Raw genomic sequence first — 15,492 nt, 5'->3', positions numbered from 1 at the left:
GGCCGCGTCAGCGACCGGTCTTCGGCGCCTTCCAGCGGGCGATACCGCGAGCCGCCAGGTTGAGGATCATGATGAAGGCGATGAGCGTCAGTGCCGCCGCCCAGGCACGGTCGTACGCCGCACCGGAGCCACCGCTGTTGGCGAACTGCAGGTAGATGTAGACCGGCAGCGAACCCTGCGGATCGGAGAACGGGTTGGTGTTGATGAAGTTGGTCACCCACACCAGCAGCAGCACAGGCGCCGTCTCACCGGCGATCCGCGCGATGGCGAGCATCACACCGGTGGTGATGCCACCGATCGACGTCGGTACGACGACCTTCAGGATGGTCCGCCACTTCGGCACACCCAGCGCCAGCGACGCCTCACGCAGCTCGTTGGGAACGAGCTTGAGCATCTCCTCGGTGGACCGCACGACCACCGGCAGCATCAGGATCGTCAGCGCCATGGACCCGGCGAACCCGGAGTAGCCCATGTCCAGGATGATGATCCACAGGCTCAGGATGAACAGACCGGCGACGATCGACGGGATACCGGTCATGACGTCCACGAAGAACGTCACGGCCTTGGCGAGCTTCCCCCGCCCGTACTCCACCAGGTAGATCGCGGTCAGCACACCGATCGGCACGGAGATCAGCGTCGCGAGCCCGACCTGCTCCAGGGTGCCCAGCATGGCGTGGTAGATGCCGCCACCCGGCTCCGTGTCGGAGACGAGCCCCATGGAATGGGTCAGGAAGTACCCGTCGAGGACCTTCACACCCCGCTTGACGGTCTCGTACACCAGCGACGCCAGCGGAATCACGGCGATCACGAACGCCACCCAGATCGCACTGGTGGCGACGCGGTCCTTGGCCTGACGGCGCCCCTCGACGCGCGCGGCGATGACGAACGTCCCGACGACGAAGAGCAGCGCGGCGATCAACGCCCACTGGATGCTGCTCTCCAGCCCGGCCACGGCGCTGATGCCGAGCCCGAGGGCGACGGACCCGACGGCGGCGGCCCACGGGAACCACTTGGGCAGCCGGGCGCCGTGCAGCCCGCTCGGGCGCTTGCCGGACGTGGACACGGATGCGTGGCTCATGCGTTGGCCCCCGAGAATTCCTTGCGGCGGGCGATGATCAGCCGGGCCGTACCGTTGACCAGCAGGGTGATCACGAACAGCACCAGACCGGACGCGATCAGCGCGTCCCGGCCGTTCTCGGTGGCCTCGTTGAACTTGCTGGCGATGTTCTGCGCGAACGTGCCGCCGCCCGGGTCGAGCAGGCTGGCGTTGATGTCGAAGCTCGGCGACAGCACCATGGCGACGGCCATGGTCTCGCCGAGGGCGCGGCCGAGGCCGAGCATCGAGGCGGAGATGACGCCGGAGCGCCCGAACGGCAGCACGCTCATCCGGATGACCTCCCACCGCGTGGCACCGAGGGCCAGCGCGGCCTCCTCGTGCATCTGCGGGACCTGCTTGAACACCTCACGGCTCACGTTGGTGATGATCGGCAGGATCATGATCGCGAGCAGGATGCCGACGGTGAACAGCGACCGCGGAGCGCCTCCGCTCCAGTCGAGGACGCCGGTCCAGCCGAGGTAGTCGTCGAGCCAGCCGTACAGGCCCTGGAGGTTCGGCACCAGGACAAGGATGCCCCAGAGGCCGTAGACGATGGACGGTACGGCGGCGAGCAGGTCGATCACGTACGCGATGGGACCGGCGAGCTTGCGCGGGGCGTAGTGGGTGATGAACAGCGCGATGCCGACGGCGACCGGGACGGCGAGGGCCATCGCGATGACCGACGAGACGACCGTGCCGAAGGCGAGGACGGCGATGCCGAAGACCGGCGGGTCGCCGGTGGGGTTCCACTCGAAGGTGGTGAAGAAGTTGCCCTCGTCCTTGCTGATCGCGTGGGCGGCACGCAGGCTGAGGAACAGGGCGATGGCCGCCATGATCACCAGCAGGAAGATGCCCGAGCCACGCGAGAGGCCGAGGAAGACCCGGTCACCGGGGCGGGTGGCGCCGCGGGCGGCGCGCTTCCGCTCGGTCGGGGAAGGCTGTGACGTGGGAGGAGGAGCAGTGCTCTGTGTCGATATGTCCATCAGGATTCTCCGGTCTGCGGAGCCGTCGCAGCGTTGACGACGGCCCAGAAGCGGAGCCGCTACCGGTCGGCGGCGGCTCCTGGCGGCGGTGCACCGGACGGTGCGGCCCGCTCCGGTGGGAGGCGGGCCGCACACTCAGGTCAGCTCAGGCCCGAGATGGTCTCGCGGACCTTGGTGATGATCTCGTCGGGGATCGGGGCGTAGCCCGCCTCGGCGAGCAGCTCCTGGCCGCCCTCGGAGGCGATGTAGTTGAGGAAGGACTTGGTGGCGGGCAGGGTGTCGGCCTTGTTGCCCTTGTCGCAGACGATCTCGTACGTGACGAGGACCAGCGGGTAGGCGCCGTCGGCGGACGGCGTGTAGTCCAGCTCCAGCGCCATGTCCTTGCCGGTGCCGACGACCTTGGCGGCGCCGATGGCCGCGGTGGCGTTCTCGACGGTGGCGTCGACCGGCTCGGCGGCCTCGGTCTTCACGCTGACGGTGTTGATGCCGTCAGCGGCGTACGACAGCTCGAAGTACGAGATGGAGCCGGAGGTCTGCTTCACCTGCTGGGCCAGGCCGGAGGAGCCCTGCGCGGACTGGCCGCCCTTGGCCTCCCACGTCTTGGCGGGCTCGTACTTCCAGTCGTCCGGAGCGGCGGCCTGGAGGTACTTGGTGAAGTTGTCCGTGGTGCCGGACTCGTCGGAGCGGTGGTAGGCCTGGATCTTCAGGTCGGGAAGCTCGGCGTCGGGGTTGAGCTTCTTGATCGCCTCGTCGTTCCAGTTGGTGATCTTGCTGTCGAAGATCTGCGCCAGGGTGGGCGCGTCCAGCACCAGCTTGTCCACGCCGGGGACGTTGTAGCCGACCGCGATCGGACCGCCGACCATCGGCAGGTCGATGGCCTGACCGTCGGTGCAGACCTTCTTCGACTCCTCGACCTCCTCCGGCTTCAGCGCCGAGTCGGAACCGGCGAACGCCGTCTGACCCTGGAGGAAGGCCGTGATGCCCGCACCCGAACCGGTGGGGTTGTAGTTGAGCTGCACACCCTTACAGGCGGCGGCGTACTGCTTGATCCAGGCGTCGATCGCGTTCTTCTGCGCGGAGGAGCCGGAGGCCTGGAGCTGCCCCGAGGCGTCGTCGCACTTGATGTCGCCGGCGGCGGCGGTGGTGGCGGAACCGTCCCCGCCGCTGCTGTCGCCCGTGTCGTCGGAGCCGCACGCCGTGAGGGCCAGGGCGCTGGAGACGGCGAGAGCGCCGAGGACGAGGGCCCGCCGGTTCTTGCGCTGAAGCTTCACTTTCGGGAGTTCCTTCCAGAAGCCGCCGGCCTGAACGGCGGCGTGCGTTGTATTGAGTGAGCCGGAACCGCCGTACCCGGGCGCGTCCGTCATCAGGTAAGGCCGAAATTAGGCAGATCAGGTGAAGCCACCTATGGCCGTAAGTGAACGGAGGGTGAACCCCTGCGGTCGGTGCGGTTAGGTCACGGAATGCTCACGGCAAGAACACGCAGAGATCCCAGGAGGCTCACGGCAAGGTGACGAACCAGGACCCACCACCACAACACCAATCTCCCTTAAGCACCAAAAGGGACACTCCGAGAAAGTTACCCCACGGGAACCCGGCAGCCGGGGAACCCGTCTGCCACCACGGAGGGGGTCACACGAGCAGGCCCAGCGCGCACACTGAGCCCACACACCGCGGACCGCGTGGGGGACAGGGGGGCACATGGAACGCCGTACGTTCGTCGGCGGCACGGCAGCCGCGGTAGTGACGGCGTCCACCGCCTGTAGCTCCCCACACGATCCGCGGCGCCCCCCACACCCCGCACCCCCGCGCACCCCCACCGAAGCGACCAGCACCCCCACACCCGCCACGGGCGAAGCCACCGGCGCCCCCACCACCTGGTCGTCCCTGGCCGAGAACCTGGACGGCCCCCTGGTCCGCCCGCCCGACCCGGCCTGGCCCACGGCCCGCCAGCTCTACAACACCCGCTTCGACACCCTCACCCCCGCCGCGGTCGTCTACGCCGACCACGCCGAGGACATCCGTACGGCGCTGTCCTACGCCCGCGCCCACGACCTCCGCGTGGCGGTCCGCAACGGCGGCCACTCCTACGCGGGCCGGTCGTCCGGAAACGGCCGCCTGGTGATCGACGTCTCCCGGCTGAACGACGTCCGGGCCTCCGGCACCACGGCCGTGGTGGGCGCGGGCGCCAAGCTGATCGACGTCTACCGCGCCCTCGCCGCGAAAGGCGCCACGGTCCCCGCGGGCTCCTGTCCGACGGTCGGCATATCCGGACTGACGCTGGGCGGCGGCCACGGCGTGGTCTCCCGCGCCTACGGCCTGACCTGCGACAGCCTCACCGGCGCCACCCTGGTCACCGCCGACGGCGAGCAGCTCACCGTGGACGCCACCGAGCACGCCGACCTGTTCTGGGCGCTGCGCGGCGCGGGCAACGGCACCTTCGGCGTCGTCACGGAGCTGCGCTTCCGCACCCACCCGGCACCGCAGGCCGTGTCGGCGTACCTGAGCTGGCCCTGGTCACGGGCGGCGGCGGTGACGGCGGCCTGGCAGGAGTGGGGCCCGGACCAGCCCGACGAGATCTGGTCGGCCCTGAACCTGGACAACACCGAGGGCGGCACCCCGACGGTCTCCGTCACGGCCTTCTCCCTCGGCACCTACGGCGAACTCCAGAACGCGGTGGACCGCCTGGCCGACCGCATAGGCGCCTCCGCCTCCGACGTCGCCCTGCGGCGCCGCTCATACCGGGAGTCGATGGAGGTGTACGCGGGCTGCGCGTCCTTCACCCGCGACGCCGAGTGCCACCTCCCCGGCAGCACGCCCGGCCGCTCCCCGGAGGGCGCGCTGGCCCGTGAGACGTACGCGGCCCGCTCGGACTTCTTCGACCGCGCGATCCCGACCGCGGGCGTCCAGGCCCTGCTGGCCCAGCTCACCGCGGTCCGGGGCGGCAAGGGCAGCGTCGCGCTCACGGCCCTCGGCGGCGCGGTCAACCGGGTCTCCCCCACGGCCACGGCGTTCGTCCACCGCGGCTCCCGGATGCTGGCCCAGTACATCGCGGCCTGGCAGCCCGACACGTCCGACCGGGCGGCCCAGACCTGGCTGTCGGAGGCGCACACCGCGATGCGCCCGTACGCGTCCGGGTCGGCGTACCAGAACTACACGGACCCGACCCTGAGGAACTGGCGTGAGGCGTACTACGGCGAGGCGGCCCCCCGCCTGTCGAGACTGAAGCGCGCCTACGACCCCACGGGCTTCTTCAGGCACCCCCAGTCCCTCTGAACGGAACCGGTCACCCCCCGGAGAACCCGGCCCCACTCCTCAGGCGGCGAGATCCCGCTCCTCAGGCACCTCGACCGACCGCTCCCCCCGAGCCCCGGGAACCCCGGCGCCACGCCCCGAGCCCGACCCCTCCCCGGACCCGGCTCTCCGCCGGATCAGCCACCCGGCCCGCCCCGACCGCTCCACCGCCCGGGTGACCGGCGTCAGCAGCGCCATGGCGAGGGGCGACAGCAGCAGCGCGACCGCGGTCCCCAGCGCGAACCCGCCCACGACGTCGGTCGGGTAGTGCACGCCCATGTAGATCCGGCAGAAGCCCTCCGCCAGCGCCAGCCCGAGCCCGACGAGCCCGAACCGCCGGTTGGCGACGAACAGCGCGACGGCCAGGGCCATGGTGATGGTGGCGTGGTCGCTCACGAAGGAGTAGTCGTTCTTCCCCGCGACGAGCACCTCAAGGCCCTCGTGCGTGCGGAAGGGCCGGGGCCGTTCCACGAACCCGCGGATCGGTACGTTGACGAGGACGGCGATGGCGGCGGCCAGCGGTGCCCAGGCGAGCGCGGCCACGGAGACCGCGGCCTCCTCCCCGCTCGCGGCCCGCCGCCGTACGCGCCACCAGCACCCCAGCACCAGCAGCACCATGGCGAACAGCAGCCCGAACTCACCGACGAACTCCATCACCTGGTCGAACCAGTGCGGAGCGTCCTTGGCCAGGCCGTTGATGTCGTAGAGCAATTCGACGTCGGGGTTCGACCCGGATTGCGCGAGTCCAGCCATGAGTACAGCGGCCCCTTCGTCTTCGTACGGCACGTTCTCGTGGTGCCCCCGTACAGGAACGCACGGCCCCCCTCAGTACGTTCCACATTCCACTGAATGATCACTCAGACGTTACCGAAGAGAGACTCATCACCGCAGCTCAGGGGTGTGCCTCACACTCGGTTCACACCGTTTCGGACACCCTCTCAGATCGCCGAGGGCAACGCTTTCGCGCCATCTTCGGTGACCCGGGTGGCCCCGAAGTAGTCCGGGGTGTCGACCGGGTCGAACCGGATCACCGCGCCGGGCCGCGGCGCGTCGATCATGTACCCGCCACCCACGTAGATCCCCACGTGCCGAATGGCCCGCGAATCCGTCAGATCATCAGAGAAGAACACCAGGTCCCCCGGCAGCAACTCCTGCCGCGAGGGGTGCGGCCCGGCGTTGTACTGGTCGTTGGCGACGCGCGGCAACTCGATCCCCACGCTCGCGTACGCCGCCTTCGTCAGCCCCGAGCAGTCGAACCGTCCGCCCTGGTCAGCGGTACCGTTGCCGCCCCACAGATAGAGCGTGCCGAGCTTCTTCTGCGCGTAGTGGATGGCCCCGGCGGCCTGCTCGGACGGGTCCACCCGCCCCACGGGCGCGGCGAAGCTGACCTCCAGGTCGGTGATGACCTTCACGTAGTTCTGCGTCTCCCGGTACGGCGGCACGCCCCCGTACTTGATGACGGCGTACGCCCCCGCGTTGTAGGCGGCGAGCATGTTCTTCGTCTGGTCGCCGGGCACGTCCTTGACGTACTTGGCGAGCGAGCAGTCGTAGGACGCGGCCGACGGAATCGCGTCATTCGGGTCCCAGACGTCCCGGTCGCCGTCCCCGTCGCCGTCGAGGCCGTGGGTGGCCCAGGTGCCCGGGATGAACTGCGCTATCCCCTGCGCGGCGGCCTGGCTCTGCGCCCGCGGGTTGAACCCGCTCTCCTGGTACAGCTGCGCGGCGAGCAGCGCGGGGTTGATGGCGGGGCAGAGGTTCCCCCACTTCTGCACGAGGTCCTGGTACGCGGCGGGCACCGCACCCTTGGCCAACGACTTCCCGGCCCCGCCCGCCCCGTTCACGAGGTTCCCGGCGACCACGTACACCCCGACGACGAGCAGCATCACGAAGCTCAGCCCGGCGCCGAGCGCGACCCCACCGGCCACCCACCATTTCCGCACGCCTCAACCCTCCCCCATCCGGCGCCCTTTCAATGCCCCTTCGCCCGAACGCACGAACCCGGCGATCCAGTGGGACACTCTCCTCCGAGGCACGCGAGCGGGCAAACCCCGACCGCCAACCCACTGAACGAACGTCAGAAACGTGCGCAAACTGCAAAAGTGACTCAACGACGGAACCACACCACAGGTTCCGCATCGACTTCGTTGCCCGGCGTCACCGGCCGTGATACACAGAGTGACCCTACGAGGTTTTCGTACGAAACTCGCCAACCAATGACGTCAAGTCGACATACGACGGCGACAATGTCGGCGAGAATGAGTCTGACCTCTGCGCACCGCAGGGGACTGCGGAACTACCCAACAGGGGCGGTGACTTACATGCTCTTTGCGGCCGATAAGGGAGACATCAACACCATCATCGGCGGGATCGCTCCCGACTGGGGCCCCTTCGGCAGCCTGGGCACCGAGGCCAAGGTGATGATCGAGGTGGTCATGGCGGTCGCCATCCTGATCTGCCTCGGCATCGCCATCTGGGGCGCCGCCAAACAGCGCATCGGGGCGACCGCGCTGCGCGACACGTTCAGCGCGGAACAGGGCAAGGGCCTGATCATCGCCGGGCTCACCGGGGTCTTCATCATCGGCTCCCTCGGCACGCTCTTCACCATCGTGTACGGCATGGCCGTGTAACCCGGCCCCCGGGCACGCCCGGTCCCCTCCACCCACCCGCCCGTCGTGCCCACCGGCTGAGGTTGCGTCTCCCTGATGTCGAGTCACCACACCGCGCCCGCGCGGCCACCAGCACGGCTACCGTCGTACTACTACGCGTTCCGGTACGAGATGTTTCCGCACGACGTCGAGGGGGCGTTCACGGCATGAGTCTCGGGGACGAGCACGGGGCCTCCGGCGACTACGGCGGCTCGGGCCAGACGCGTACCCGCCTCCCGGGCGCCTCCGGCGACAGCTACGGCGGCGCCCGCCGCGGCGGCCGCTCCTCCTCCCGGAGCCTGGTCACCGTCGTCGGCGTCATCGTCCTCCTCATCGCCGCCCTCGCCTTCGCGAACCGCGGAGGGGACGACTCACCACCCCCCGGGAAGAACGACACGGCAGGCGCCCAGGCCGCCCCCACAGCGCCCACCGGCGAAGACCCGGTCCAGACAACGTCGGGCGGCATCCCCAACGGCTTCCCCCAGACAGAGCAGGGGGCGCAGAGCGCGGCGGCCAACTATGCGGTGGTGCTGGGCTCGACCGGCATGTTCAAGACGGGAAACCGCCACACCATCGTCGACACCCTCTACACGGCGGAGGCGGCAGCCCGGTTGAAGGGCCCGATGGACCGGGCGTACACCGCTGACTTCCTCGCCAAGATCGGACTTGACGCCGGCGGCAACCCTCCCGAAGGCAGCACGTTCGTCTCGCGTGTGACCCCCGTGGGCACGACGGTGCGGGAGTACAGCGACAGCAGCGCCAAGGTCGAGGTCTGGTACATGGGGCTCATCGGCATGTCAGGGGAGCGTTCGACCGATCCGGTCACTTCGACGTGGCAGACCTGGACGTTCGCATTGCAGTGGTCCGAGAACGACTGGAAGATCGTCACGGACTCCCAGAAGGATGGCCCGGCACCGGTCCCCGGTGATGAAAGGGCGGCGACCTCCGACGAGATCAGCAAGGCCATCAAGGAGTACGGAGGGTTCACTTATGCCCGGTAACCCGCACCGTGTGCTCAAGCTCGCCGGAGCAGTGGCGGCCGTCCAGACGTCCCTGGTGCTGCTGGCCACCCGCGCCGTCGGCGCGCCCACCCCCACCCCGACACCGACGCCGACCAACCACTCGTGCGACCACATCATCGGCGAGGCCAAGAAGTACTGCGAACTCGACAACGGCGACGCGGGCTCCACCCAGACGCCCCCCGGGGACCCCACCAGTGCCCTCGACCCCCTCTCCTCCCTGGCCAAGGGCTGCGCCGACGCCGCCTCCTGGACCGTCGACAAGCTCAGCGAAGCCGTCACCGAGACGGCGAACGTCGACTTCACCAACCCCAGGTTCCTCCAGCAGTACGCCGTCGTCTTCGCCGCGTCCACGATCCTCACCCTCCTCCTCTGGCTCCTCGCCGTAGCCAAGCGAGCCGTCCGCGGCGTCCCCCTCACCACCGCCATCGGCGAAGCCGTCGGCTTCCTCTGGCTCACCGTCCTCGCCTCCGCCTTCACCCCCCTGGTCCTCTACACGGTCGTCTCCGCGACGGACGGCGTCTCCGAGGTCCTCGCCAAGACCACCGGCGACCAGACGGACACCTTCTTCGGCAACTTCTCCGGCGCCCTCGCCAAGGGCGAGAACATCGGCGGCGGCCCCATCATGCTGATGGTCGTCTCCCTGGTCTCCATCCTCGCCGCCGGCGTCCTCTGGCTGGAGCTGGTCATCCGCGCCGCCCTGCTCTACGTAGGCGCCCTCCTCGGCACCGTCGTCTACGCGGGCCTCGTCGACAAGAACCTGTGGAGCCACGTCCGCCGCTGGGCGGGCATCATGATCGCGGTCATCCTGGTCAAGCCGGTCATCGTCATCGTCCTGGGCCTCGCGGGCGCCCTCTCCGCCGACGACGGCCCGGACGCCTTCTCCGCCGTCGTCTCCGGCCTCGCGATCATCCTGCTCGCCATCTTCGCCTCGGCGATGATCTACCGCTTCGTCCCCGGCTTCGGCGACGAGATCGCGCACTCCCGCAACAACCGCATCATGCAGGGCGCCGAAGGCAAGGCCGCCGCCGTCATCAGCTCCCCGGCGACCCTCGTCGCCCAGGGCATCAAGACGCACAGCTCCCGAGCCGACAGCAACGGCGGCGCCCAGCAGTCCAGCACCCCCCGCCCGTCCAACCCGGCCTCCGGCGGCGTCGCCGCCCACAGCGCCCGCACCTCGACCGGTGGCAGCGGAACTGTCCCCTCCGCCGCACCTGCCCCGCGCTCCGCGAGCCCCGCCAGCGCGGTCAACACCCCGCACGCCAGCAACACCCGCAACAGCAGTACCAACCGCACGGGAGGTGAAGGGCGTTGACGGCTGATTCCCACGCGGCCCATGTGTCCCATCCGGTCACGCCCCGCCGTACCTATCTGATCGGCCGCGCCCGGCCGAACGCGATCATCGGCCGCAACCGCGAGACCGGCGAGATCGCGCTGATCATCCTGGGCGCGTTCCTCGGCATGATGTGCGGGCTCCTCGTCCCGGTGCTCTCCCTCCGGATCGTCCTGCTGATGGGCTTCCCGATGGTCGCCCTCGCCGCGGTGTACGTGCCGTACAAGCAGCGCACGTTCTACAAGTGGTTCGAGATCAACCGCAGCTACAAGCGCACCGTCCGCCGCGGCGCCGCCTACCGCTCCGGCGTCGTCGAGGCGGGCACCCGGCTCGACGGCCGCGAGGTCGAGGTCGGCCCGCCCCCGGGCATCGGCCGCATCAGCTGGCTCGCCGCCCCCTTCGGCCCCGACGAGATCGCCGTACTGCTGCACGCGGACCGCAAGACCGTCACCGCCGCCATCGAGATCGAGGGCCCCGGCGTCGGTCTGCGCGACAGCGAGGACCAGGAGGCCCTGGTCGACCGCTTCGGCACCCTCCTCAAGCACGTGGCCAACGGCGACGGCTTCGTCACCCGCCTCCAGATGCTCGCCCGCACCCTCCCCGCCGACCCCGACGCCCACGCCAAGGACGTCGCCGTCCGCGGCGACGAACGCGCCCCCGCCTGGCTCCAGCAGTCCTACGACCAGCTCCAGTCGATGGTGTCGACGAGCAGCGAACAGCACCGCGCCTACCTCGTCGCCTGTATGCACTACACCCGCGAGCTCGCCGCCGAAGCGCAGGCCATGGCCCGCGCCGCCCGCACCCACGGCGGCAAGGTGGACCGGGACGCGGGCCTCGCCATCGTCATGGCGCGCGAGCTGACCGACATCTGCTCCCGCCTCCAGGAAGCCGACATCCGCGTCCGCCAGCCCCTCGGCCAGGGCCGCCTCGCCTCCCTGATCCACTCCATGTACGACCCGGACCACCCCATCGACCACATCCAGGCGATGACGCAGCGCAACGCCTGGCCCGCCGAGCTGGACGCCATGGAGCCCACCTACCTCCAGGCCAAGACCCGCGAGTCGTCCACCCGCGCGCCCTGGTGCCACGCCACGGCGTGGGTGAAGGAATGGCCCCTGACCCCCGTCGGCGTCAACTTCCTCGCCCCGCTCCTGGTCCACACCCCGGACGTCATCCGCACCGTCGCCGTCACCATGGACCTCGAACCCACCGAGGTCGCCATCGAACGGATGCTCACCGAGAAGACGAACGACGAGGCCGAGGCGTCCCGCGCCGCCAAGATGAACCGCACCGTCGACCCGCGCGACATCGCCGCCCACAACCGCCTCGACCAGCGCGGCGAGGACCTCGCCAGCGGCGCCGCGGGCGTCAACCTGGTCGGGTACATCACCGTCTCCTCCCGCTCCCCCGAGGCCCTCGCCCGCGACAAGCGGACGATAAGGGCGTCAGCGGGCAAGTCGTACCTCAAGCTCGAATGGTGCGACCGTGAGCACCACCGCGCCTTCGTCAACACTCTCCCGTTCGCCACCGGAATCCGAAGGTAGGGGCTGATGCGCTGATGCGGGACCCGTTGTCCGTGGTGACGGACGCCTTCACGTCCTTCCTCTTCGGCAAGGTCGAGACCACCCGCCCCCCGGTCCGCACCTCCACCGGCCAGGCCCAGGCGGTCTACCTCCCCACCGCCGCCCCCGGCCTCGGCGACTCCGGCGTCATCGTCGGCCGCGAGGTGTACTCCGGCAAGGGCTACATCTACGACCCCTTCCAGCTGTACGGCCAACAGCTCCCGGCCCCGCACTGGCTGGTCCTGGGCGAGTCCGGCAACGGCAAGTCCGCCCTGGAGAAGACCTACGTCCTGCGCCAACTGCGCTTCCGCGACCGCCAGGTCGTCGTCCTGGACGCCCAGGGCGAGGACGGCGTCGGCGAGTGGAACCTCATCGCCCACGAGCTGGGGATCACCCCCATCCGCCTGGACCCGATGGCCGCCCTCGACCACGGCCTGCGCCTCAACCCCCTCGACCCGGCCATCACCACCACCGGCCAGCTCGCGCTCCTGCGCACGATCATCGAGGTGGCGATGGGCCACGGCCTCGACGAACGCTCCGGCTTCGCCCTCAAGGTCGCCCACGCCTACGTCAACGAGACCATCGTCGAACGCCAGCCGGTCCTCACCGACATCGTCGAACAGCTACGGCACCCCGAGCCGGAGTCCGCCGAGTCGATGAACGTCGCCATAGACGACGTACGCGCCTGGGGCCTGGACGTCGCCCTCGTCCTGGACCGCCTCGTCGACGGCGACCTGCGCGGCATGTTCGACGGCCCCACCACGGTCGGCATCGACCTGGACGCGCCCCTGATCGTCTTCGACCTCTCCCACATCGACCGCAACTCCATCGCCATGCCCATCCTGATGGCGATCGTGGGCGTGTGGCTGGAGCACACCTGGATCCGCCCGGACCGCAAGAAGCGCATCTTCCTGGTCGAGGAAGCCTGGCACATCATCAGCAGCCCGTTCGTCGCGCAGCTCTTCCAGCGCCTGCTGAAGTTCGGCCGCCGCCTCGGCCTGTCCTTCGTCGCCGTCGTCCACCACCTCTCCGACGTCGTCGACGGCGCGGCGGCGCGGGAAGCCGCGGCCATCCTCAAGATGGCCTCCACCCGGACGATCTACGCCCAGAAGGCCGACGAGGCCCGAGCCACCGGCCGCGTCCTGGGTCTGCCCCGCTGGGCCGTGGAGATCATCCCGTCCCTCACCCCCGGTATCGCCGTCTGGGACGTCAACGGCAACGTCCAGGTCGTCAAACACCTGGTCACCGAGACCGAACGCCCCCTCGTCTTCACCGACCGCGCGATGACGGAGTCCTCCGCCGACCTCCTCGACGACGACGCCCTGCGCGCCGCCGAACTGGAAGCCGAGGAACGGGCGGCGGCCTTCGTGGAACAGCACCTGGGCGACTCGGAATCGACGGTGGCGTAAGCAAGCACCAGCAGAGACTTCCGGAGGGGGAAGCGTGCGACCGGACGACCACCAGGAGCAACGACGGGCTGCACAGGGAGGCATCCCGGACGGCCTGCTGATCGGCATACTCGGTTTCCTCCTGGGGATGACCCTGCTGGCCTGGTCCGCGACCGGCCTGGCCGCCTGGTTCGCCCACGGCGCCTGGCCGGACGGCGTCACCTTCACCCGCACCCCCCTGGCCATGCGCGCCCTCGTCACCGAACCCCACGACGTCCCCGGCGCCTGGCCCGACACCCCACCCGCCCAGCTCTCCGGCTACGGCCTCTTCTGGGGCCTGTTCATCGGCCAGCTGATGATCCTTTTCGTCCTCACCATGTTCGCCATGGGTACGGTGGCCCGCTGGCGAGCGGTCCGAGCGAGACGCAGACTCATCCCGGAACCACCGAAGCAGACATACGAGGTTCCGCCCCCGAGAGCAGAACACCCGACGCCGACCCCACAACCGGCCACCCCGGAGCCCGCTGCCAGCGCCCAACCCGTCCCCGTCTGGGAACCGCACCGCCCGGAAGCCGGGGTCCACTACGCCCCCAGGGAAGCCCGCCAGGCCACCGCCACCCAGACCATCACGGACGCGGACGGCCCCGCACTCGTCGTCACCTCGAACCCGGCCCTCTGGCAGGGGACGAAGGACGCCAGGGCCAAACTGGGCCCGGTCCACCTCTATGACCCCGCCCACCGCTGCGACACCCCGGCACGCCTCCACTGGTCCCCCACGGCGGGCTGCGAGGACAAGCCGACGGCCAAGGAGCGGGCCACCGCCCTCCTCGCCCCCGTCCGCCCCACGGCGAAGCTCGACCAGCCCCTGGCCGACACCGCGGAGACCCTCCTCCGCAGCTACCTCCACGCCGCCGCCCTGGACAACCGCACGATCCGTCATGTCCACCGCTGGTCCCAGGGCACCCAGATCCAGGAGGCGGTGCGCATCCTGCGTACCCACCCCAAGGCCGCCCCCGGCGCCGCGGGCGAACTGGAGGCCGCCCTCACCTCCCACCCGGAACGCCGGGACATGGCCCACGAGCTGACGACCCGTGCCCTGTCCGCCCTCTCCACGGTCAACGTCCGCGAGTCCTGCACACCCAACCGAACTGATGCCCTCGCCCTGGATTCCTTCGTCAACGAAGGGGGCACGCTCTATGTGGTCGGCGAATCCATCGAGGACCCCAGGACGAACCCCGGCGCGATGCCCCTCCTGACGGCCCTCGTCTCCAGCGTGGTCGAGCACGGCCGGCGCATGGCCGCACGGTCATCCTCCGGTCGGCTCGACCCACCATTCACCCTCGTCCTGGACGACATCGCGGCGGTGGCCCCCCTCCCGGCCCTCCCCGCCGTCCTGTCCACCGGCACCGACCACGGCCTCCCCACCCTGGCCCTCCTCCGCTCCCGGGAACAGGCCCGCTCCCGCTGGCCCCACGACGACCTGTCAGTGCTCTGACGGCCCCTCTCCGCCGTCACCCCGCTCCCACACGAACTCCAACTCGGAGGACCCACCACTGCCTTCCAACGGCACGGTCACCCCACTGGCCCGGAACCCCACCTTCCGATAGAGCCCCTGAGCCCGCACGTTCTCCTCGTGCACGATCAACCGCACCCGCTCGAGCCCGATCCCCCAGGCCCACTCCACCCCGGCCCGAAACAGCTCCTCCGCGACCCCGAGCCCTCGCCATTCGGGCCGCACGAACACCCCCACGACATGCCTCTGCCGCCGCTCCACGGGAAACCCGGCCCAGTCGGTGCTCCCGGCCTCCTCCACGATGACGGTGAGCGAGCCACCCCACTCTCCACCGGGCCCTTCAGCGATGAACTGCCGCGCCCCGGAGTCAGCTTCCCCCGCCCCCCGCTGAGCCCGCTCCCGCCAGAAGGACTCAGGCCTCGCCAGAGCCTCCTCATAGGTCTCCATGAAGGCGAGGTGCGCGATGGGATCCCGCAACGCCTCAAGCCGCAGCTGCTTCACGGCCCGCCACTCACCGGCACGCACGGCTCGAACCAGACATATCTCGGGATTCATGCGGGCCACTGTAAACGCAGAAAGCCCCGCATCCGAAGATGCGGGGCTTCCCCAAAAATTGTTCGGCGGCGTCCTACTCTCCCACAGGGTCCCCCCTGCAGTACCAT

13 protein-coding genes are annotated in these 15,492 nt (G+C 69.9%); 7 read left to right on the top strand and 6 right to left on the bottom strand.

The features are described 5' to 3' along the window. Nucleotides 1–7 precede the first annotated feature (7 nt). The 3 genes from pstA to pstS all read right to left on the bottom strand — a co-directional run bounded on the left by pstA (nt 8) and on the right by pstS (nt 3,350). Entirely contained in the window at nt 8–1,078 is a 1,071-nt protein-coding gene (pstA, locus tag ABZ659_RS31730) for a phosphate ABC transporter permease PstA (RefSeq protein ID WP_360226950.1), read from the bottom strand. Further along, nucleotides 1,075–2,079, bottom strand: a complete 1,005-nt coding sequence (pstC, locus tag ABZ659_RS31725; RefSeq protein WP_360226947.1) for a phosphate ABC transporter permease subunit PstC — start codon at nt 2,077–2,079, stop codon at nt 1,075–1,077. Before pstC ends, pstA begins: the two co-directional genes overlap by 4 nt. A 140-nt stretch (nt 2,080–2,219) precedes the next feature. Next, nucleotides 2,220–3,350 (bottom strand): phosphate ABC transporter substrate-binding protein PstS, encoded by a 1,131-nt coding sequence (gene pstS / locus ABZ659_RS31720; RefSeq protein WP_360226944.1) that lies wholly within the window; start codon nt 3,348–3,350, stop codon nt 2,220–2,222. Nucleotides 3,351–3,777: 427 nt separating this feature from the next. Between pstS and ABZ659_RS31715 the strand changes: the two genes are divergently transcribed. After that, entirely contained in the window at nt 3,778–5,352 is a 1,575-nt protein-coding gene (locus tag ABZ659_RS31715; RefSeq protein WP_360226941.1) for an FAD-binding oxidoreductase, read from the top strand. Nucleotides 5,353–5,391: 39 nt separating this feature from the next. Here the strand turns inward: ABZ659_RS31715 and ABZ659_RS31710 are convergent, their stop codons facing one another. Beyond that, nucleotides 5,392–6,123 (bottom strand): phosphatase PAP2 family protein, encoded by a 732-nt coding sequence (locus tag ABZ659_RS31710; protein WP_360226938.1) that lies wholly within the window; start codon nt 6,121–6,123, stop codon nt 5,392–5,394. Between the two features lie 185 nt (nt 6,124–6,308). Beyond that, complete coding sequence (locus ABZ659_RS31705; RefSeq protein WP_360227054.1) at nt 6,309–7,253, bottom strand: bifunctional lytic transglycosylase/C40 family peptidase; 945 nt, start codon at nt 7,251–7,253, stop codon at nt 6,309–6,311. Nucleotides 7,254–7,688: 435 nt separating this feature from the next. Here ABZ659_RS31705 and ABZ659_RS31700 point away from each other — a divergent pair, with 435 nt between their 5' ends. From ABZ659_RS31700 to ABZ659_RS31675, 6 genes are all read left to right on the top strand, one after another. Further along, nucleotides 7,689–7,997, top strand: a complete 309-nt coding sequence (locus ABZ659_RS31700; protein ID WP_360226935.1) for a hypothetical protein — start codon at nt 7,689–7,691, stop codon at nt 7,995–7,997. A 185-nt stretch (nt 7,998–8,182) separates the two neighbouring features. Next, nucleotides 8,183–9,016: a hypothetical protein gene (locus tag ABZ659_RS31695; protein WP_360226932.1), complete on the top strand. Its 834-nt coding sequence runs from the start codon at nt 8,183–8,185 to the stop codon at nt 9,014–9,016. After that, a complete protein-coding gene (locus ABZ659_RS31690; protein ID WP_360226929.1) occupies nt 9,006–10,349 on the top strand; it encodes a hypothetical protein in 1,344 nt (447 codons plus the stop codon). The genes ABZ659_RS31695 and ABZ659_RS31690 overlap by 11 nt, the downstream gene beginning before the upstream one ends. Further along, nucleotides 10,346–11,911 carry an SCO6880 family protein gene (locus ABZ659_RS31685; protein WP_360226926.1) on the top strand — a complete coding sequence of 522 codons (1,566 nt, stop codon included), beginning with the start codon at nt 10,346–10,348 and terminating at the stop codon, nt 11,909–11,911. Before ABZ659_RS31690 ends, ABZ659_RS31685 begins: the two co-directional genes overlap by 4 nt. A 14-nt stretch (nt 11,912–11,925) precedes the next feature. Further along, nucleotides 11,926–13,338, top strand: coding sequence for an ATP-binding protein (locus ABZ659_RS31680; RefSeq protein ID WP_360226923.1), 1,413 nt, complete (start codon nt 11,926–11,928; stop codon nt 13,336–13,338). A gap of 34 nt (nt 13,339–13,372) precedes the next feature. Continuing rightward, nucleotides 13,373–14,812 (top strand): type VI secretion protein, encoded by a 1,440-nt coding sequence (locus ABZ659_RS31675; RefSeq protein ID WP_360226920.1) that lies wholly within the window; start codon nt 13,373–13,375, stop codon nt 14,810–14,812. Here ABZ659_RS31675 and ABZ659_RS31670 read toward each other — a convergent pair. Further along, the gene (locus ABZ659_RS31670) at nt 14,801–15,385 is read right to left on the bottom strand and encodes a GNAT family N-acetyltransferase (protein ID WP_360226917.1); all 585 of its coding nucleotides are present in this window, start codon (nt 15,383–15,385) and stop codon (nt 14,801–14,803) included. The genes ABZ659_RS31675 and ABZ659_RS31670 overlap by 12 nt on opposite strands. Nucleotides 15,386–15,492 lie beyond the last annotated feature (107 nt).

The sequence above is a fragment of the Streptomyces sp. NPDC006997 genome (assembly GCF_040635175.1).
In the GTDB taxonomy this organism is placed as follows: domain Bacteria; phylum Actinomycetota; class Actinomycetes; order Streptomycetales; family Streptomycetaceae; genus Streptomyces.
Note: the sequence above shows the minus strand (reverse complement) of the source record. Positions and strands in the feature narration are given on the sequence as shown.